The following is a 19,898-nucleotide window of genomic DNA, read 5'->3' on the forward strand; positions in this document are numbered from 1 at the left end:
TGGAAAAAGGAAGTCGTTAGAAATTGATTTTAAATAAATAATAATTTGGAGAAGATGATCAAAAGTGCCTTACATATTTTAAGCTTTCTTTTATTTAGTTCAGTATTCATTGGACTAAATGCCCAAACGACAATCCCAACGACCCGTACTGCAAAAGGTAAGCTATTGGCACCGGAGCTCAATGAAATCTCTGGATTGATAGCATCGGATTTAAATCCGGGTTCTTTTTGGATGCACAATGACAGTGGTGATAAATCAAGACTATTTTTAGTGGATTCCATTGGTCAACTGCTGCAAACTGTTAACCTAGAAGGAATAGTTGCGATTGATATGGAAGATATTGCAAAGGTGGAACTGCAAGGAAGAACCTATATTGTATTAGCAGATATAGGCGATAATAGGGGTGTCAGATCTTCCATCAAATTATATAAGTTTGAAGAACCAAAATGGGATACCACTTCAAAAAAACAGATTGAACTAGCCAAAGAAAATATAGAGGTAATTACCTTGAATTATGATGGTCCAGCAAGAGACGCCGAAGCAATTTTCATTGATCCAATCTCGAAAACCTTCTATCTGATTAGTAAGCGTGAATTTCAATCTGCATTATATACAGCCAACATTTTTAATGGGGTTAAACAGCATCAGTTAAAGAAATTGTTAAGCTTTCCTTTTACATTTGTGACCGCTGCAGATATCAGTCCAACCGGAAATGCCATCTTAATCAAAAACTTGACTCAAGTTTATTTTTTCCCCCGTGATCCTAAAGAGAAAGTAGAGCAAAGTCTTTCTAAGCCATTTCGCAACATGCAATATGAACCGGAGCCTCAAGGAGAGGCTATAAGTTTTTCGAAAGATGGTAAGAGCTTTTTTACAGTTAGCGAGCGTCCATTTGGATTAGATTCTTATCTTTATCAATATAAAACATCTAAACCCAATCCATAATGAGAATACACTTTCTTTTATGCTACTTTTTGCTTTCTATGGGTTTTTCGTATGCAGCTAAGGTTGACACCCTATTGGTTCCAAGTGCTGCAATGAATAAATCCATCAAAACTGTTGTTATACAGCCCGAGAATGCCAAAGGCAAAACTTTGCCAACTGTTTATCTTTTGCATGGCTATTCGGGGAATTACAGCAATTGGGTGAATAAAGTTCCTGCCATCAAAGCTTTAGCTGATCAATATCAAATGTATATTGTTTGTCCTGATGGTGGATTCGGAAGCTGGTATTGGGATATTCCGAATGATGCCAATTATCAATATGAAACCTTTGTTTCTAAGGAATTGATCCATTACATGGAATCAAATTATGGGGTAGCAAAAGATCGTTCTAAACGCGCCATAACAGGTTTAAGTATGGGAGGGCATGGAGCTCTTTATTTGGCTATTAAGCATCAGGACCTTTACGCTGCTGCCGGAAGTACAGCAGGTGGTGTGGACATTCGGCCTTTTCCGAATAATTGGGAAATGGCAAAACGACTTGGAGAATATAGCGAACATGCAGATTCATGGAATGCCCGTACCGTAATGGAAATGACACATTTGATTAAACCCAAATCCCTGGCTTTATTTATTGATTGTGGTACAGAAGATTTCTTCTACCAGGTGAATACAAGATTACATGAGAAACTGACTTACATGAATATTCCTCACCGTTTTCTGACGATGCCAGGTGCCCATAATTGGGATTATTGGAGTAAATCCATTCTATATCAACTCGTATTTTTTAATGATTTTTTCACAACTCCGATTAAGTAATGTCTATTTTGGATAATTGTATTGCGGAATTGAATAATATTAGTACTTTTGTTACGTATAAGATATTATAAACCTACAGAAGCCATTTTGAAGTTCAGAATGGCTTTTTTATTTTTAACCATGGATATATGTAAAGTGGGTATTTTCAATCGTTTTTCCCTAAGCATTTTTACTTTAATACTGTTTTTATTTAGCCATTCGAACCCAGCTTTTAGTCAAGAAAAGGTGAGTATAAGTGGTTATGTCAAAGACGCTAACACTGGAGAGAGTTTAATAGCTGCAGTCATTCGGATTCCTGATTTGAAATTAAGTGGCTACACTAATAATTATGGTTTCTATTCCTTATCGGTTCCTACCGGATCTTACCAAGTGGAGGTGAGTTTTGTAGGTTATCAAACCTGGGTACAGCAAGTAGATATAGCTAGTGGAAAGAACTTGAACATTGAAATGAAGCCTGAATCGAATGCGATTGAGGAAGTCGTTATATCCGGTAAAAAGCAAGATGAGAATGTCAGCTCTGCACAAATGGGATCCTTGAAGTTTACAATGGAAGAGGTGAAAAATATCCCAGTGATATTTGGGGAACGCGATATTTTGAAAACCATTCAATTATTACCAGGTGTTGCATCAGGTGGTGAGGGAAGTAGCAGTTTCTATGTTCGTGGAGGTGCAGGTGATCAAAATCTTATTCTTTTGGATGAGGCAACCGTCTATAATGCATCCCATTTATTAGGTTTCTTCTCTACCTTTAATTCAGATGCTGTTAAGGATGCGAATTTATACAAAGGTGGTATTCCAGCTCAGTATGGCGGACGTATATCCTCAGTAATGGATATAAATATGCTTGATGGTAATAGCAAAAGATTCTCTATGGAGGGTGGATTGGGTTTAATTGCTTCAAGATTGAAGTTGGAAGGTCCGATTGTGAAAGACAAAAGTTCGTTTATGCTGAGTGGTCGACGTACTTACGCCGATATGTTTTTGAAGTTATCAAAGGATGAGACCGTCAATAAGAGTAAGTTGTATTTTTACGATTTAAATGCGAAGGTCAACTATAAATTAGACGATAAGAATACGATCTACCTTTCCGGATATTTTGGTAAGGATGATTTAGGATATTCTGATTTATTTGGTTTTGATTGGGGGAATGCCACTGCAACCATGCGTTGGAACCGTGTTTGGAATAATCAACTTTTTAGTAACAGTACATTTATCTATAGCGATTTTACATATAATGTAAATGTGAATAATGAGGATTCGGAATTCACTATTGCTTCAAAAATTCGAAACTGGAATTTTAAACAAGACTTTTCCTATTATTTGAGTAATAATAGTGTATTTAAATTTGGTGTCAATTTATTGCATCAGCAAATCCGCCCTGCAAGCCTAAATGCGGAAGATGGGTCGGCTGTAAATACCATTAAAGTGGATAATAGGCAAGGAGTAGAGGCAGCAGCTTATGTGTCACATGAATGGAAACCATGGTCCAATTTGTCCCTTATCTATGGTCTACGCTTAAATGATTTTATGGTCATGGGACCTGGTACATTTTATGGCTTTGATCAGGATGGTGAACCCGTTTCCGAGCAGCAGTATGGGAATGAAATCATCAAGCACTACCTCAATGTGGAACCACGTTTATCCATGGCCTATATTTTAAGTCCAAAACACAGTATTAAAGCTAGCTTTAACCGAATAGCCCAAAATCTACATCAATTAACGAATACCACTTCAAGTTTGCCAACTGATCAATATGTTGTGAGTAGCTTGAATATCAAGCCTCAGATTGCCGATCAAGTAGCATTAGGCTATTTTAGAAATTTCGCAGATAACCAATATGAGTTTTCTGTTGAGACTTATTATAAAAACTTGAACAACCAAATCGATTTTCGAAATGGAGCTGATCTGCAGGCTAATAAATATATGGAAGGCGATTTATTGTATGGTAAGGGCAGAGCATATGGTGTAGAATTCCTTTTGCGTAAAAATAAAGGGAAATTAAATGGCTGGATAGGCTATACTTTAGCGAGAAGCGAACGTCAATTTGATCAAATCAATGATGGCGAGTGGTATGCTGCCAGACAAGATCGTACGCATGACATTTCTGTTGTAGGGATTTATCAGTTGAGTCCGAAATGGAATGTTGGAGCTACCTTTGTATTTAACACGGGGAATGCCATCACATTTCCGAGTGGAAAGTACCAAGTCAATGGGACCACCATGTTCTATTATACAGAACGAAATGGATACCGTATGCCTAACTATCATCGTTTAGATTTGTCGGCTAATTATGAACCGAAAAGTGAAAATAAACGCTTTAATTCCAGTTGGTCATTTGGCATATACAATGCATATAATAGAAGAAATGCTTACATCATAGATTTCCGTGAAAGTGAGCAAAACCCGAATGTCACCGAGGCCTATAAAATTGCTTTATTTGGTATTATCCCTTCAGTTACCTGGAACTTTAAATTTTAAGAAGATGCGCAAGAATAATATATGGATTTTAAGTTTACTGTTTTTTGTATTGGCTTCGTGTGAGGAGAAAATTGATGTTGATTTGAACAGTTCAGATCCAAGAATGGTTGTTGAAGCAAAACTGACCAATAAAGATCGTAATCAAATCATTCACCTCAGTCGGACGGTAAATTTTGATGCGGAAAATTTCGACCCAGTAACAGAGGCATTAGTCAATGTAATAGCTAGTAATGGTCGTATTTTCACTTTTACCTCGAAAGGAAATGGAGACTATACGCATAGTAATTTTTCAGTAAATAATGCCCTTACTTATACTTTGAATATCACGCACAATAACAAGACGTATGAAAGTAAGGCCAAAATGCCGGAATACGTAGAGATTGATTCTATGGGCGTAACAAAAGAAGATATCTTTAGGGAGACTTATTATTTTGTAAATCTAAAGTTCCGTGATCCCGTCAATGTGCCGAATTATTATATTTACGAGGTTTCCATTAATGATGGACCATTTAAATTTAACATGGCCTTTAATGATAAATTCAATGATGGTCAAGAAGTAACGCATCAGATTGGTGGTAGGAATCAGGATTTCAAAGCAGGAGATAAGATTATTGTACGAAGACAGTTGGTGAGCAAAGATGTCTATACCTATTGGAATGAGTTTCAATCGACAAATCCAGGTAGTGCAGCACCCGGTAATCCTTCTGGTAACTTATCGAATAATGCGCTAGGTTATTTTGGGATAACTAATCAAAGGGAATACTCGGTAGTCATACAAGATGATGATGTGTTAAATCAGGACGAAGTTAAAGCCTCTACGCATTAGGCTATCAATTGTCTTTTCTAAAGCATACTTAAGGTTAGGGATAGCCTTGATATTATCGTGAAAGACTAGTATACTTCCGTTTCTTACATATTCAGTAGCGTTTTTTAAGCATTGCTCAGGCGAAATTCGAGCATCATAATCGCCCGTTAACACATCCCACATGATGATATCGTAATGCTTTGCTAGCTCATGTTGCTGGCTGAGTTTCATGCGACCATATGGCGGTCTAAACAGACGAGTCTGTGTCAACTCTTGGCATTTGCCAACATTTTCATAATACACATCATCCATCGTGTCCCATCCTTTGAGGTGATTGTAAGTATGGTTTCCTATGGCATGCCCTTCTGCCTTTATACGGGCAAAAATATCCGGATGTTTTCTAATATTATCCCCCACACAAAAGAAAGTCGCTTTGATATTCTTTTTCAATAAGAGATCTAGAATCCAAGGAGTAACTTCAGGTATTGGTCCATCATCGAATGTTAAATATATATTATTTTCTTGTTTACTTTTTCTCCAAATCGCTTTGGAATAAAGGTATTTAAGGAAAAAAATGGGGCGAACAAAATGCATATTGTAACAGTCGATATTTTATGACAAATTTAGCTAAGTTTTCTTACAACCAACCATATTGTCCATAGAAATGAAGCATCTTTTCGAATTATTCCGCTTAAACCAAAGAGAACAAAGAGGGGTAATGGTACTCTTGTTTTTAATTTTTGTTTTTTTAGTAATTCACTTGATTTTGCCGCTACAACAGAATCGGCATCCAATTAAATATGAATTAATTGTTCATAAAGGACAAAAAGGGTCAGAAGAAAAGGTATTAAACTATTCGGATGTCGAAAGGAAAAAGTATTCGGTACAAAAGAAGGACATAGCATATTTTTCATTTGATCCGAACAGCTTGGATGAGTCGGGATGGGAAGCATTAGATTTAACAAAGAAACAAATCAAAGGAATATTAAATTACAGGTCCAAAGGAGGTAGGTTTAGAGATAAAGCAGACTTGGCAAAATTGTATAGTTTAAGGCCCCAGGATGTGGAGCGATTAACTCCTTTTGTTCAAATAAAAGAAGATCCTATCAATCAACCTATGCCAGAGGAAAGACCTTATTCGAATAAACGGAAAGAGAGTTTTCGGAAGATCCTTATAAATGTGAATGCTGCTGATACAAATTCATGGATGGAGGTACGGGGTATAGGACCTGTATTTTCAAAAAGGATAGTCAAGTTTCGAGATGCATTAGGTGGGTTTCATGACATTAATCAGCTTAAAGAGGTGTATGGAATTCCAGAGGATATCTGGGATAAAATTCATCAGCAAATTCAACTCATGCCCAATAGTCATAAGCGGATTTTAATCAATCAGATTAGCATAGACAGTTTAGCTAAACATCCCTACGTACGTTATAAAAGAGCAAGAACGATTATCAACTATCGGGTACAACATGGCAATTTTAAGGAATTGGCAGATTTGAAGAAGATTCTTTCCTTAGATGAAGAATTTTTCATTAAAATTGAGCCTTATTTGGATTTTGACCATGGAAAACATAGAAAAGCAGTTGACATCAGTGATTAGAGATATTCCTGATTTTCCCCAACCGGGGATCGTATTTAAAGATATTACCCCATTATTGCAACATCCTAAACTGGTACAAGCCGCCGTAGAGCGATTTGTAGAACGTTTAGACGGAATAGACTTTGATGTAATAGCAGGTATTGAAAGTCGGGGATTTCTTTTTGGATTTCTTTTGGCTCAACGCTTAAATAAACCTTTTATTCCGATTAGAAAGCAAGGGAAGTTACCTTTTCATTGTGTTTCGGAATCTTATAAATTAGAATACGGTCAAGCAACCATTGAGATGCATGAGGATGCATTTCCGGCAGGGACAAAAGTACTCATTCACGATGATTTGCTAGCCACAGGGGGTACTGTAGTAGCTGCTAGTAAACTAATAGAGCAATTGGGGGCAGAAGTGGCCGCATATTGTTTTGTGATCAGTTTAGACTTCTTGCAAAGCGCAGGTCGTTTAACCCGATTTAGTGAGAAAATTGTTTCCTTAGTGCATTACGAATAGGGTAGAACATAAAATGGGCTATTATTTTTGAAATAATAGCCCATTTATTTTAATACGGATTATCTTTCCTTAAAAATTTCCAAGTACACGATACTGGTTGTCACCCATCACTTTTACATCCTGTTTCTTTTCAACCAAGTAGTATTTTCCTTTTTCATAGACTAAAAATTCAGCTGTATGATAAAGGTTATTGACTACATCGCGTTGTATACTGATGACCTTAGGCTGTCCTAGACTATCCATCTCTATCCGAACACATGATAAGTCGGATTTGGGATTGTTGAAACTATATTGAAGTACCCCATTAGTCGAATCAACCTGTATAAATTCAGCATAGGCAGATTTATTGAGGTCAATATTCTTAAAGCTGGAGAATTCGATCTCCCAATCTTTAATCTTCAAACGTTTGGTTTCTTCTTGATCATCTTTTGACACGGTCTTCTCAATCTCTGGATTAGCCTTACTCAATAAATCAATTTCTTTTTGGAAATAAGCAGGCAGATCAAAGTATTTGGGTTTCCCATTCAGATTCTCTTGACTTTGTTTTTCATTTTGTTGACAGGAAATCAAAAAGGAAAAACTACTTACAGCCAATATTGTCATAAGTTTAGACAAACCTTTCGATATTTTAGGATACCAATACATCACCAGTCATTTCAGTTGGAATAGTTAAACCTAATAAGCGAAGCACGGTAGGTGCAACATCCCCAAGTTTACCATTTTGTATGTGTTTGTAATCTTTATCGATTAAGATACAAGGCACTAGGTTTGTTGTATGCGCGGTATTTACAGAGCCATCTTCATTCAACATATATTCCGAGTTACCGTGATCTGCAAGGATAATGAAGGAATAGCCTTCTTTTAATCCTGTTTCAACTACCGTCTGCGTACAACGATCTACAGTTTCAACTGCTTTAACAACCGCTTCAAAAACACCGGTGTGACCAACCATATCTGGGTTTGCGAAGTTCAAACAGATAAAGTCTGGATGATTCTCAACCATGTCTTTACAAATGGCATCCGTAATTCCCTGTGCACTCATCTCTGGTTGTAAATCATAAGTTGCCACCTTCGGAGAAGGGATTAATAAACGGTGTTCACCCTCAAATTGATCTTCACGACCTCCAGAGAAAAAGAAGGTCACATGTGGGTACTTTTCTGTTTCTGCTATACGAACTTGAGTTTTATGTTGTAATGAAAGTGTTTCTCCTAATGTTTGGGTTAGGTTGTCTTTATGGAAAATAACCTTTACATCCTTAAACGTATCATCATAAGATGTCATGGTGACATAATATAAGGATAGGGGATGCATATCGTATTCAGGGAAATCTTGCTGGGTTAAAGCAATGGTGATTTCACGTCCTCTATCGGTACGGAAGTTATAACAGATGACAACATCACCTTCTTGAATAGTTGCTTTTGGCGTTCCATCAGGATTGACCATCACGATTGGTTTCAAAAACTCATCGGTGATATCGTTTTGATAAGATAAGGCGATGGAGTCTAAAAGGTTTTGCGATGGAGTACCAATTCCTTTAGTTAAAAGGTCATAAGCTTGTTTTACGCGTTCCCAACGGTTATCACGATCCATGGCATAGTAGCGTCCAATAGCGGAGGCAATAGTACCTGTAGAGTGCAATAAATGATCTTGTAATTGTGTTACATAATTTAAACCACCATTCGGATCTGTATCACGACCATCTAGAAATGCGTGAATAAATACTTCATCAGAACCTAACTGTGCATCACCTGCAGCATCACATAAAGCCTTTAAGTGTTCAATATGCGCATGCACACCACCATCAGAAAGCAACCCAATAAAATGTACTTTTTTATGGTTTGACTTAGCGTATTGGAAGGCAGCTTGTATGGTTGGATCTTGTTTGAAGACTCCCTCACGGGCAGCTTTATTGATTCTTCCTAATTCTTGATAAACAATTCTTCCAGCACCAAGGTTCATATGGCCCACTTCGGAGTTGCCCATTTGACCTGCTGGTAATCCAACAGCTTCACCTGACGCTTCTAATTTGGAATTTGGGTAGGTTGATAGTAAGTGATCTAAAAATGGAGTATTGGCAGCTAATACGGCATTTGAATTATCCTCTTTTCCGTAGCCTAATCCATCCAGGATTAATAATGCTACTTTTTTATTCTCAGAACTCATTACACAAATATAACCCTTCTCTATTAAAAACTATAAAAATTAGGCTTTGACCTAAAAAAATCAATTAATAACAAGTATTGGCATCATTTTAGCTGCGAGAAAATTAAAAATTTAGAAATTAGTTAAAATTATTTGCAGTTATTAATATTATCATCGTACCGAATTAATCATGGAGCGCGCGTTAAGAGGGATATCATATAAGTTCTTTATCAGTTTTATGGCCATTGCAGTGTTGCCTTTACTGAGTTTTGCCTATTGGCAGAATGACCCGAGTAATGAATTAATGGATGCATTTAAGAACAATAACGCAAAAGGTATCTCCGCTTATTTTGGACAGAACGTATCTTTATCGATCAAAAACGATTCTGGACATTACTCCAAATTTCAAGCAGAATTGATGTTGAGTGATTTTTTCAGATCCAATAAAACCCAGGATATTAAAAAAGTTCAACAGACAAACCGTAATAATTCCAGTTTCTATATTGTTTATCAATTAAAGGCCAGTTCAGGTACTTATCGATTGTTTTTTAAGTTTAACCATATCGATGGGGAATCCCAAATCACTGAACTCCGAATAGAATAACTTTGAATTTTTCTTAGTTATAGTTTCCATATAAATTTATTTTTCTTCATCTTCGCTTAATTTTATATTGCTTAATGGAGAGAGAATTTAAAGAAAAGTTATTGCAATTTGTAAAAGAGGCATTTATCGAAGATGTGGGTGCAGGGGACTTTACAACATTATCTACTATTGAAGAAGCACAGTTGGGCGAAGCACAACTTTTAGTAAAAGATGATGGTGTTTTGGCCGGAATTGATGTTGCTGAAGAAATATTCCAATACCTAGATTCAACCTTACAATTTGAGAAAATCCTAGCAGATGGAGACTTTGTGAAAAAAGGGGATATTGCCTTTAAACTAAGAGGAAAGATCCATACCATCTTAAAAGGAGAGCGTTTGGTGTTAAACATCATGCAACGCATGTCTGGAATTGCAACCCAAACTGCAAAATATGTTTCTGCAGTTTCAGGAACTGGCGCGAAAGTTTTAGATACTCGCAAAACGACACCTTTATTACGTTTCTTAGAGAAACGAGCCGTAGAGATTGGTGGAGGAGTCAACCATCGCTTCGGTCTATATGATATGATTTTGATTAAAGACAATCATGTGGATTATGCTGGCGGTATCAGTGAAGCTGTAAATGGTGCATTCACCTATAAAAAAGAAAATCATCTAGACATTCCTATTGAAGTTGAGGTTAGAAACTTTGACGAATTGAAAGAAGTTCTAAGTTTAGAGCGTGTCGATCGAGTCATGTTTGATAATTTCACTCCTTCGCAAGTTAAAGAGGCTGTTGAACTGGTTGCAGGTCGATTGGTAACTGAAGCTTCGGGAGGTATTACCTTAGAAAGCATTGCAGATTATGCACAAGCTGGAGTAGATTTCATTTCTGTTGGCGCATTAACTCACTCTGTTAAGAGTTTGGATTTGAGCCTAAAAGCTAAACTTATTTAGTAAATTACGGAATATGATATCAATTTACCTGGTAGGGATTGTAGTTTTAGCATATTTATTTGGTTCTATACCCACTGCTGTGTGGTTTGGTCAGGCATTTTATGGCGTTGATGTTCGAGAATATGGAAGTGGAAATGCTGGAGCAACCAATACATTTCGTGTTTTAGGTAAAAAAGCGGGGTCAATTGTGATGTTTGTGGATATCCTTAAAGGATGGACAGCCACTAATCTGCCCTTTTTATTAGATAGTTCATTAGTGGGCAATCATGATGCGCCACAATTTGTCAATATTCAGTTAGCCCTAGGTGTTATTGCGGTGTTAGGGCACTTGTTTCCCATCTTTGCTGGTTTTAGAGGAGGTAAAGGCGTTGCAACATTATTTGGGATGGTATTGGCCATACATTGGCCTGCTGCCCTCATGTGTGTTTCGGTCTTTTTAATTGTGTTGTTGGTAACACATTATGTGTCCCTAAGTTCCATCATGGCAGGATTTACTTTTCCCTTCAGTATCGCTTTTATTTTTAAAACTACCGTTCCTTCCATTTTATTATATGGCATCGCCATATGTGCCTTAATCCTTGTTACCCACCAAAAAAACATCGAAAGATTGTTGAAAGGACATGAATCCAAGATATATTTATTCAAGAAAAAATCGAAAGAATAAACATTTGGGTACAAGTTTTGTTAAGTATATCAAACATAACAGATAAATTTAGATAAACTAATTCATCAACACTTATGAAACGGATTTTTAAATATACGAGCATGTTCCTACTTGGGGTTTCATTAGTAGGATGTGCGACTTCGGCGATTACGGGTCGTAAATACCTGAAGTTAGTAGACCCTAAAGCAGTAAATGATCAAGCTGCATTAGCATACAAAGATTTCTTAAGCAAAAACAGTTCAAAGGTCGTAACTGGTACTTCAGCTGCAACACAGGTTAAACGTGTTGGTAATAACATTGCCGCAGCAGCAAACCGTTACTTACAACAACGCGGTCTAGCTGATCAGTTTGACTTCAATTGGGAGTTCAATTTGGTACAGAGTAATGACGTGAATGCTTGGTGTATGCCTGGTGGTAAAGTTGCTGTGTACACTGGAATTCTTCCAATAGCACAAAACGATGTAGGTTTAGCTACTGTAATGGGACATGAAATTGCTCACGCAATTGAAGAGCATTCGGTTTCACAAGTTTCTAATGCTATGGCAGCACAATTAGGTGCACAGGTATTAGGAGCGGCAGGAGCGATGACAGATAACAAATACATTGGTATTATTAACCAATTATATGGTGTGGGTTATCAAGTTGGTTCATTGAGTTTCTCTAGAAAAGATGAATTGGCTGCAGATAAAGCAGGCTTAATTCTTATGGCTATGGCTGGATATGATCCAAGTCAAGCGGTTAAATTCTGGGAAAGAATGTCAGCAGGAAAACAAGGGTCGCCTCCTGAATGGTTAAGCACTCACCCTAGTGATGCTAGACGTATTGCTCAATTACAAGCTTTAGTGCCTGAGGCAATGAAATATTATAAGAAATAAGATACCTTTCTCTATAACAATTAAAATCTTAAGAAACAGCATTGATATATTCAATGCTGTTTTTTTTATGTTATATTATAAGAGATTTAGCAGTCATATAAGCTTAACTGTGGAATAATTTGTGCGATAGAGAAATATTTTTCATTTTTCTTGTTACGAAATAGAGTTTTTGACGACCAATTATAACAGAATCAACAAATAAATTATGGAATTAAACATTAGTAACCTCACTAAAACTTATGATAACGGTGTAAAAGCCTTAGATGATATCAATCTTAATATAGGACCGGGTATGTTTGGTCTATTGGGACCAAATGGAGCTGGTAAATCATCTTTAATGCGCACTATTGCGACATTGCAAGCTCCAGATTCAGGTAGTATACAATTCGGTGATATTGATGTCCTTAAGGATAAAAATGCTTTACGTAGAATATTGGGTTATTTACCACAGGAATTTGGTGTTTATCCAAAATTATCAGCGGAGGATCTGTTAAATTACTTTGCTAACTTAAAGGGAATTGCTAATAGTCAGGACCGTAAAAAGATTGTTAGGGAAGTATTAGAAATTACGAATCTATATGCCTTTAAAAATAAAAGTGTAAGCGGCTATTCAGGAGGAATGAAGCAACGCTTTGGAATTGCCCAAATGTTGTTGAATAACCCCAAACTAATCATTGTGGATGAACCAACTGCTGGTCTTGATCCAGCTGAGCGTCATCGATTCTTAAATGTATTGCGGGAAATAGGGGCACAACATACGGTTATATTTTCTACTCACATTGTTGATGATGTTCGTGAGCTTTGTCATGAATTGGCGATTATGAACGGAGGAAAAGTGTTATTCCGTGGTTCCTCGGGTGAAGGCACGCAATTACTAGATGGTAAAATCTGGAAGAAAAAAATTGAACGAGCTGATTTTGATGCTGAGAATGCAAAATTCAATATTATCTCTTCCAATTATAACCAAGATAATACCTTAAATATTCGAGTTTATCACGATCAAAAACCTGATGAATCCTTCGATTATGCTAATCCAATTTTAGAGGATGTCTATTTTGTGGCTTTAAAACAGGATGCTATTCATGTTTAGTACAATCTTTCTTTTTGAGATAAAACGCTGGTTGAAGCAACCTGTGTTTTATGTGTATTGTGCTATATACTTTGGACTTGCACTGTTAACCTCTTTGTCTAATTTAGGTGCTTTTGACTCTGTGACATCTACAACTTCAGTACCTGTTTATATCAATGCACCGATTAATATTGCTGGATTCTTTAATTCCTTTTCTACATTGATTTACTTCTTACTGCCTACTATAGTGGGAGCATCAGTGGCCAGGGATTATATGTACAATGTCCACACTTTATTATTCTCCTATCCATTAAATAAACCCAGTTATTTAGCAGCTAAGTTTTTAAGTTCCTTGGTCATCGTAACATTTATTGCTTTACTATGTGCCCTAGGATACTATATGGCGCAGCTCTATCCTGGTATTAATGTAAAACTTCTAGGACCAAATAACCTTCGTGCTTATATAGAAGGGTTTATGGTGACCATATTCCCAAACTTCTTATTATTTGGAGCACTCATCTTTGCCTTAGTTACTTTTACTAGAAGTATTTATGTGGGTTTTGTTGCGGTATTGATTTTATTGTTGCTTCAGTCTTTATTGGAAATGGCAACTAGAAATGTAGACAATCAATATCTTGTTGCTATTTTAGATCCTTTTGGTTTTAAACCTATTGTTTATTATACCAAGTATTGGAGTGTTGCTGAGCGTAATGCCAATTTATTGCCTATAAAGGGTGTTCTATTGTATAATAGATTGGTATGGTTAGGAGTAGCAGCTATTATAATGGTTTTTGTTTACAAGACCTTTAGCTTTTCCCAATCAGCTTTTACTTTTAGACGCTCAAAGAATGGAGAACGAGCAGTTAAAGATAATTTTGGTAGCATCATCAAGATTGATCTTCCTAAAGTAAGCTACAGTTATGGCTTTTGGGAAAACTTAAAATTAAGCTGGAGACTTTCTAATATTGATTTTAAGTTTCTAATAAAAAACTGGACCTTTTATATATTAATGGGTTTTGCTTTTCTGTTTGTATTAATAGGTTTATCGGTAAGTAGCCAGCTTTATGGTACAAATACCTATCCGATGACTTGGCAAATGATCAATACCATGTCCAGTATGTATGGCTTGTTCCTCATGATCATGGTACTATTATTTGCTGGTATGCTTATTCAGCGTGCTAGACTAAGTAATATGAATCTCTTAGAAGATGCTACAGCAGTACCAAATTGGGTACAATTATTATCTAAAGCCATTGCTTTATATAAATTGGTCCTGTTGGTGTTTTTAGTGTGTATTATTAATGGAGTTGCATATCAGATCTACCAAGGTTATTTCCAATTCGAATTTGGACAATATTTTTTTAAGTTGTTTGTGTTGGATAGTTTACCGTATATCTATCTAATTCTATTCGCACTTTTTGTTCATTCCTTTTTCAAGAACTATTTTATTGGATTTATCCTGTGTTTATTCGTGGTGATAGGTTCTCCTTTCTTGCCTAAGATAGGAGTAGAGCAAATGATTTTTATTCCAGATGCTGATCCTAGCTACCAATATTCAGATTTAAATGGATTTGGTAATTTGAGGCCATTCCTATATTACAGATTGTATTGGCTATTATTTGCTGGAGTATTATTTACCTTGACTTTGCTTTTTTGGAGAAGAGGTATTCTATCTGGAGTTAAAGAACGTCTTAAGTTATTTGTAAAGCGCTTTAAAGCACCAATTGCAATTCCAATGATGTTGTTTTTGATTGCTTTTGTTGGCCTAGGTTATGCTTTCTATTATGAGTCTAATGTTCAGAATCCATATTATTCAGCTAAAGATTATGAGGAGCAGCGTGTAAATTATGAGAAAAAATATAAGCAATATGCTAAACTGACTGCACCGAGATTGACAGACGTGAAGCTAAATGTAGATATGGATCCTAAAAATAGGAACCTATTAGCTAAAGGAACCTTCACCTATAAGAACAAATCGAATGTAGCCATAGATAGCATTTTCATGAATTACAGTGCTGATAATTTAATCACAACCATTTCTTTTAAGAGCGAGGCAAAAGAACTTTTGAAAGACTCGGTGTTGAATGTTCGACTGTATAAATTAGCTCAGCCGTTAGCTCCTGGTGATAGTATTCAAGCAGTTTATGAGATTAAGAACAAGGCGCACAATTTTATTCGTGATTATGACCCTGTATTGAGTAATGGAACATTCTTTAATAACAGTATCTTTCCTACACTGACTTATCAAGAGGGAGTAGAAATAGCTGATAATAACATTCGCTCTAAATATGGTCTTGTACCTAAAGAGCGTATGGCTGATCCTCGCGATAGTACTAAATTAGGTAATACATATATATCATCAGATGCTGATTGGATAACCTTTGATGCTGTCTTAAGTACCAATACAGATCAAATAGCTATTGCTCCGGGATATCTTCAAAAAGAGTGGAATGAAGGAGGAAAACGTTATTTCCACTATAAGATGGATGCACCGATTCTAAACTTCTATGCTTTTATGTCTGCTGCTTATGATGTGAAGAAGGAGAATTATAAAGGTAAGAATCTAGAGATTTATTATTATCCACTGCATACGTTTAATCTGGATCGGATGATGGCATCTATGAAGAAGTCATTAGATTACTATGAAGCGAACTATGGTCCATATCAATTTGACCAGATGCGCGTAATCGAATTCCCTAAAACGATGGGAACCTTCGCTCAGGCATTTGCTAATACAGTTCCATTCTCAGAAGCTATAGGATTTATTGCGAAGGTTGATGAGGATAATCCTGATGCTGTTGATTATCCTTATTCAGTAACTGCGCATGAGTTTGCACATCAATGGTGGGCACATCAAGTGATAGGTGCAAATGTAAAAGGGGCTACCATGATGTCAGAGTCTTTGGCGGAGTACAGTTCATTGAAGGTGCTTGAACATACTTATGGTAAAGAACAAATGCGTCGATATCTTAAAGAATCTTTGGATTCCTACTTACGAAGCAGAGGTGGAGAACGAATAGGAGAAAACCCGCTCATGTTTAATGAAAATCAATCGTATATTCACTATAACAAAGGTTCCTTGGTGATGTATGCTATGAGTCAATTTATGGGTGAGAAGCCTTTTAATGATTTCTTAAAGACCTATTTGTCCCAGACAGCATTTCAAAACCCTCCATATACAACTTCCATTGAATTTGTGAATCTGTTGAAGACAAAAGTCCCTGATTCTTTGCAATATTTGATTAAGGACATGTTTGAAACAGTGACCTTATATGATAATAAGATAAACAGTGCCGAAGTTGAACCACTGAAAGGCGGTGGATATGAGCTCACGGTGAAATTCCAAATGTCTAAATATCGCTCAGATGCTAAGGGAGAGAAGAGTTATGAGGATGTAAAGGGTAGTAAGCTGACCCAAAAAATTGGTAAAGAGGAAGTCAATTCATTACCATTGCATGATTATGTGGAATTTACTGTGTTTGGTGAAAAGAAAAATAAGGAAAATCAAAAAACACAGGTAGATAATCCAATTTATAAGCAATTGTTGAAAATTGATAGGATCTCCAATACGTTAATCATAAAATTAAAAGAAAGACCTACCGAAGTGGGAATCGATCCATACAATGTGTTGATTGATACCGATTCTGATGACAATAGGTTCACTATTAAATAGCAATATTCTAAAAAGCCTGGTTTACCAGGCTTTTTTAGTCTTTTTAGTACGCATTGAATAAATATGTATCTTTGAATTACTAATCATAAGAAATGCATATACAAGATTTAATCATTAAGGATAAGGAACAAGTTAAGTTAGCAGATATATTTCTAAGTGAATCGAATAGGTCACAAATCAATCAGCTAATCAAAGAGAATCTTTATGCCGAAGATTTAGATCGATATGGTCTTCCTGTCACCAATAAGGTTTTGCTTTATGGTAGTTCAGGCTGTGGGAAGACCACCAGTGCCAAAGGTATTGCACAGGCTTTGGGAAAACCATTAGTGATATTGAATTTAAGTAATGTTATTAATGCCCGAATTGGTGAGACTTCACAACATTTAAAACAAGTGTTTGATCGGGCTATCCGTGATAAGGCGGTTCTTTTCTTAGACGAATTTGATCAAATTGGAAAGGCAAGAGGAGAAGATGAAAATGATGTAGGAGAGATGCGTAGATTGGTCAATACGCTAATTCAGTTAATTGACTATTTTCCGATTGATTGTGTTCTAATAGCGGCTAGTAACCACGTTGATATTATCGACTCGGCTTTAATTAGACGTTTTCAATTGAGATTGTCTTATGAGATGCCTTCAACTGAAGCTTTGGATGATTATTACGATGCGCTTTTAGCAAGGTTCCCTGCAGAACTACACCCTTCCAATAGAAGATATGGCATTTCATATGCGGAGGCTAAGGATGAAGCCTTAAAGGAGGTGAAATATAAATTGATTCAACAATTAGAACAAGGTTCTAAACCTTAATCTAAATGATATAAAAGAAAAGCCTTTCATGAATTTCATGAAAGGCTTTTCTTTTATAATGTAATAAGTTATTTGCTTATTTATACATTTCTTCACGTTGTGCTTGAACAGCTTCTGAATTGATGTATTCATCATAAGTCATTAACTTATCGATGATACCCTTAGGTGTCAACTCAATGATACGGTTAGCAACGGTTTGTGTCAACTCGTGGTCACGAGATGTAAACAACATTGAACCACGGAAGTCATTCATACCATTGTTTAATGCCGTGATCGATTCCAAGTCCAAGTGGTTGGTCGGCTCATCAAATATTAAGAAGTTTGCTCCTTGAAGCATCATTCTAGAGAACATACAACGCATTTTCTCTCCTCCAGATAAAACTGAGCATTTCTTTAATACCTCTTCACCGGAGAATAACATTTTTCCAAGGAAACCGCGGATAAATTGTTCATCAGCATCTGGTTTTGTTGTGTAATCACGCAACCAGTCTACTAGATTTTCTGTGCGACCTTCAAAGAATTGTGCGTTATCAATTGGCATGTCAGCAGGGGTAATGGTTACACCCCATTTGAATTCGCCTTTGTAATCTTGATCTCTTCCTGCAAGGATGTTATAGAATGCAGTAGTCACTAAGTTATTCTCTGCAAGAACAGCAATCTTATCACCTTTATTGATCATAAAGCTGATGTCTTTGAAGTAGACTTCACCATTAACGGTTTTGCCTAATCCTTCAACATTTAAGATTTGATCTCCTGGCTCACGATCCATCAAGTTAAACATGATAGCAGGGTATTTTCTGTTTGAAGGCTTGATCTCGTCGATGTTGATTTTATCTAATGCTTTCTTACGTGAAGTAGCTTGTTTTGATTTAGAAGCGTTGGCAGAGAACCTACGGATAAATTCCTGTAATTCTTTCACCTTATCTTCCATTTTCTTATTCTGATCAGCACGTTGTTTCAATGCTAATTGAGAAGACTCATACCAGAAGCTGTAGTTACCTGAATAGATTGACATCTTACCAAAGTCAATGTCCACAATATGCGTACATACAGCATCTAGGAAGTGACGGTCGTGGGATACTACCAATACAATTGCTTCATAAGTAGCTAAGAAGTCCTCTAACCAAGCGATGGTATTAATATCCAAGTCGTTGGTAGGCTCATCCAGAATCAAGATATCTGGATTACCGAAAAGTGCCTGAGCTAATAATACCCTGACCTTTTCATTACCATCTAGTTCTTTAACTAATTTATAGTGTAATTCTTCTTTAATACCTAAGTTACTCAATAGGGTAGCTGCATTGTTTTCCGCATTCCAGCCATCCATCTCAGCAAATAAACTCTCTAATTCTCCAGCACGCTCACCATCAGCATCAGAAAAGTCTTCTTTCATATAGATAGCATCCTTTTCTTTCATCACTTTGTAGAGTTCTTGGTTACCCATCATTACCGTTTCAATAACTGTAAATTCATCGAACTCATAGTGGTTCTGTTTCAATACAGACATGCGTTCGCCTGGTGTAAAAGCAACTGAACCTGTAGTTTGGTCTACTTCGCCCGAAATAATCTTTAAAAAGGTAGATTTTCCAGCTCCATTAGCACCTATGATACCATAACAATTTCCAGGAGTGAATTTTAAGTTGACATCTTCGAATAGAACACGTTTTCCATAGCGAAGGGATAGATTCGATACATTAATCATGCTGCAAAGATACAGTTATTTGTTGAAATTGTGAACGTTAGGGCAGGACCAATTTATAGCCTTTTGCTTCTTGTTTCCTCGCCTTTCTGAGGTTTAAATTCAGTTCGCTGATTTATTTGTGATAAATAAGAAAATAATCGCAAATCGACTTAAACCATTCTCTTTAATTTTAGTCAAAATTACGTTTATACCATTTCTATTAATCTTTTTAATCTCTTGAGATAAAATGACAAAATAATTTTTGAAATCAATATCGTTTTAAAATAAAATTATCCCCTAACATGT

General features: G+C 36.4%; 17 protein-coding genes. 13 read left to right on the top strand and 4 right to left on the bottom strand.

The window, feature by feature from the left end:
• The first annotated feature begins 54 nt into the window (after positions 1-54).
• The 4 genes from ACP6L2_RS02610 (at position 55) to ACP6L2_RS02625 (ending at position 5,064) form a co-directional block, all read left to right on the top strand.
• Positions 55-945, top strand: a complete 891-nt coding sequence (locus tag ACP6L2_RS02610; protein ID WP_440507746.1) for a hypothetical protein — start codon at positions 55-57, stop codon at positions 943-945.
• On the top strand, positions 945-1,760 hold the full coding sequence (locus ACP6L2_RS02615; RefSeq protein ID WP_440507747.1) for an alpha/beta hydrolase: 816 nt from the start codon (positions 945-947) through the stop codon (positions 1,758-1,760). Before ACP6L2_RS02610 ends, ACP6L2_RS02615 begins: the two co-directional genes overlap by 1 nt.
• Positions 1,761-1,880: 120 nt before the next feature.
• The gene (locus ACP6L2_RS02620) at positions 1,881-4,238 is read left to right on the top strand and encodes a TonB-dependent receptor (protein WP_440507748.1); all 2,358 of its coding nucleotides are present in this window, start codon (positions 1,881-1,883) and stop codon (positions 4,236-4,238) included.
• 4 nt (positions 4,239-4,242) lie between these two features.
• Positions 4,243-5,064, top strand: coding sequence for a DUF4249 domain-containing protein (locus tag ACP6L2_RS02625; protein ID WP_440507749.1), 822 nt, complete (start codon positions 4,243-4,245; stop codon positions 5,062-5,064).
• On the opposite strand, the gene ACP6L2_RS02630 is transcribed toward ACP6L2_RS02625, so the two are convergent.
• Complete coding sequence (locus ACP6L2_RS02630) at positions 5,029-5,637, bottom strand: polysaccharide deacetylase family protein (protein WP_440507750.1); 609 nt, start codon at positions 5,635-5,637, stop codon at positions 5,029-5,031. The two genes, ACP6L2_RS02625 and ACP6L2_RS02630, sit on opposite strands and share 36 nt — an antisense overlap.
• Positions 5,638-5,707: 70 nt before the next feature.
• On the opposite strand from ACP6L2_RS02630, the gene ACP6L2_RS02635 reads away from it, so the two are divergent.
• Complete coding sequence (locus ACP6L2_RS02635; RefSeq protein ID WP_440507751.1) at positions 5,708-6,646, top strand: helix-hairpin-helix domain-containing protein; 939 nt, start codon at positions 5,708-5,710, stop codon at positions 6,644-6,646.
• Complete coding sequence (locus tag ACP6L2_RS02640; protein WP_440507752.1) at positions 6,609-7,145, top strand: adenine phosphoribosyltransferase; 537 nt, start codon at positions 6,609-6,611, stop codon at positions 7,143-7,145. Before ACP6L2_RS02635 ends, ACP6L2_RS02640 begins: the two co-directional genes overlap by 38 nt.
• Before the next feature lie 69 nt (positions 7,146-7,214).
• On the opposite strand, the gene ACP6L2_RS02645 is transcribed toward ACP6L2_RS02640, so the two are convergent.
• Positions 7,215-7,748 (bottom strand): hypothetical protein, encoded by a 534-nt coding sequence (locus ACP6L2_RS02645; protein ID WP_440507753.1) that lies wholly within the window; start codon positions 7,746-7,748, stop codon positions 7,215-7,217.
• Between the two features lie 25 nt (positions 7,749-7,773).
• Positions 7,774-9,309: a 2,3-bisphosphoglycerate-independent phosphoglycerate mutase gene (gene gpmI, locus ACP6L2_RS02650; RefSeq protein ID WP_440507754.1), complete on the bottom strand. Its 1,536-nt coding sequence runs from the start codon at positions 9,307-9,309 to the stop codon at positions 7,774-7,776.
• Positions 9,310-9,478: 169 nt separating this feature from the next.
• Here gpmI and ACP6L2_RS02655 point away from each other — a divergent pair, with 169 nt between their 5' ends.
• The 7 genes from ACP6L2_RS02655 (at position 9,479) to ACP6L2_RS02685 (ending at position 17,911) form a co-directional block, all read left to right on the top strand.
• Positions 9,479-9,892 carry a DUF4783 domain-containing protein gene (locus tag ACP6L2_RS02655; protein ID WP_440507755.1) on the top strand — a complete coding sequence of 138 codons (414 nt, stop codon included), beginning with the start codon at positions 9,479-9,481 and terminating at the stop codon, positions 9,890-9,892.
• A gap of 74 nt (positions 9,893-9,966) precedes the next feature.
• On the top strand, positions 9,967-10,824 hold the full coding sequence (gene nadC, locus ACP6L2_RS02660; protein WP_440507756.1) for a carboxylating nicotinate-nucleotide diphosphorylase: 858 nt from the start codon (positions 9,967-9,969) through the stop codon (positions 10,822-10,824).
• Between the two features lie 13 nt (positions 10,825-10,837).
• Positions 10,838-11,488 (top strand): glycerol-3-phosphate 1-O-acyltransferase PlsY, encoded by a 651-nt coding sequence (gene plsY / locus ACP6L2_RS02665; protein ID WP_440507757.1) that lies wholly within the window; start codon positions 10,838-10,840, stop codon positions 11,486-11,488.
• A gap of 74 nt (positions 11,489-11,562) precedes the next feature.
• Positions 11,563-12,363 (top strand): M48 family metallopeptidase, encoded by an 801-nt coding sequence (locus ACP6L2_RS02670; RefSeq protein ID WP_440507758.1) that lies wholly within the window; start codon positions 11,563-11,565, stop codon positions 12,361-12,363.
• 205 nt (positions 12,364-12,568) lie between these two features.
• Positions 12,569-13,453: an ABC transporter ATP-binding protein gene (locus tag ACP6L2_RS02675; RefSeq protein ID WP_440507759.1), complete on the top strand. Its 885-nt coding sequence runs from the start codon at positions 12,569-12,571 to the stop codon at positions 13,451-13,453.
• The gene (locus ACP6L2_RS02680) at positions 13,446-17,105 is read left to right on the top strand and encodes an ABC transporter permease/M1 family aminopeptidase (RefSeq protein ID WP_440507760.1); all 3,660 of its coding nucleotides are present in this window, start codon (positions 13,446-13,448) and stop codon (positions 17,103-17,105) included. Before ACP6L2_RS02675 ends, ACP6L2_RS02680 begins: the two co-directional genes overlap by 8 nt.
• A 92-nt stretch (positions 17,106-17,197) precedes the next feature.
• The gene (locus ACP6L2_RS02685; RefSeq protein ID WP_344672644.1) at positions 17,198-17,911 is read left to right on the top strand and encodes an AAA family ATPase; all 714 of its coding nucleotides are present in this window, start codon (positions 17,198-17,200) and stop codon (positions 17,909-17,911) included.
• A 76-nt stretch (positions 17,912-17,987) separates the two neighbouring features.
• Here ACP6L2_RS02685 and ACP6L2_RS02690 read toward each other — a convergent pair whose 3' ends face one another.
• Positions 17,988-19,613 (bottom strand): ABC-F family ATP-binding cassette domain-containing protein, encoded by a 1,626-nt coding sequence (locus tag ACP6L2_RS02690; protein ID WP_440507761.1) that lies wholly within the window; start codon positions 19,611-19,613, stop codon positions 17,988-17,990.
• Positions 19,614-19,898: the final 285 nt, after the last annotated feature.

Origin of the sequence: Sphingobacterium lactis, assembly GCF_051951495.1 — a bacterium.
In the GTDB taxonomy this organism is placed as follows: domain Bacteria; phylum Bacteroidota; class Bacteroidia; order Sphingobacteriales; family Sphingobacteriaceae; genus Sphingobacterium; species Sphingobacterium lactis_A.

Bases quoted from the DNA above. Each gene is read 5' to 3' on its own strand.
- ACP6L2_RS02635 (WP_440507751.1), top strand. From the start codon at position 5,708: ATGAAGCATCTTTTCGAATTATTCCGCTTAAACCAAAGAGAACAAAGA.
- gpmI (WP_440507754.1), bottom strand. From the start codon at position 9,309: ATGAGTTCTGAGAATAAAAAAGTAGCATTATTAATCCTGGATGGATTA.
- ACP6L2_RS02675 (WP_440507759.1), top strand. From the start codon at position 12,569: ATGGAATTAAACATTAGTAACCTCACTAAAACTTATGATAACGGTGTA.
- ACP6L2_RS02615 (WP_440507747.1), top strand. From the start codon at position 945: ATGAGAATACACTTTCTTTTATGCTACTTTTTGCTTTCTATGGGTTTT.
- ACP6L2_RS02655 (WP_440507755.1), top strand. From the start codon at position 9,479: ATGGAGCGCGCGTTAAGAGGGATATCATATAAGTTCTTTATCAGTTTT.
- ACP6L2_RS02680 (WP_440507760.1), top strand. From the start codon at position 13,446: ATGTTTAGTACAATCTTTCTTTTTGAGATAAAACGCTGGTTGAAGCAA.
- ACP6L2_RS02630 (WP_440507750.1), bottom strand. From the start codon at position 5,637: ATGCATTTTGTTCGCCCCATTTTTTTCCTTAAATACCTTTATTCCAAA.
- ACP6L2_RS02620 (WP_440507748.1), top strand. From the start codon at position 1,881: ATGGATATATGTAAAGTGGGTATTTTCAATCGTTTTTCCCTAAGCATT.
- ACP6L2_RS02640 (WP_440507752.1), top strand. From the start codon at position 6,609: ATGGAAAACATAGAAAAGCAGTTGACATCAGTGATTAGAGATATTCCT.
- ACP6L2_RS02645 (WP_440507753.1), bottom strand. From the start codon at position 7,748: ATGACAATATTGGCTGTAAGTAGTTTTTCCTTTTTGATTTCCTGTCAA.
- ACP6L2_RS02625 (WP_440507749.1), top strand. From the start codon at position 4,243: ATGCGCAAGAATAATATATGGATTTTAAGTTTACTGTTTTTTGTATTG.
- ACP6L2_RS02670 (WP_440507758.1), top strand. From the start codon at position 11,563: ATGAAACGGATTTTTAAATATACGAGCATGTTCCTACTTGGGGTTTCA.
- nadC (WP_440507756.1), top strand. From the start codon at position 9,967: ATGGAGAGAGAATTTAAAGAAAAGTTATTGCAATTTGTAAAAGAGGCA.
- plsY (WP_440507757.1), top strand. From the start codon at position 10,838: ATGATATCAATTTACCTGGTAGGGATTGTAGTTTTAGCATATTTATTT.
- ACP6L2_RS02685 (WP_344672644.1), top strand. From the start codon at position 17,198: ATGCATATACAAGATTTAATCATTAAGGATAAGGAACAAGTTAAGTTA.
- ACP6L2_RS02690 (WP_440507761.1), bottom strand. From the start codon at position 19,613: ATGATTAATGTATCGAATCTATCCCTTCGCTATGGAAAACGTGTTCTA.
- ACP6L2_RS02610 (WP_440507746.1), top strand. From the start codon at position 55: ATGATCAAAAGTGCCTTACATATTTTAAGCTTTCTTTTATTTAGTTCA.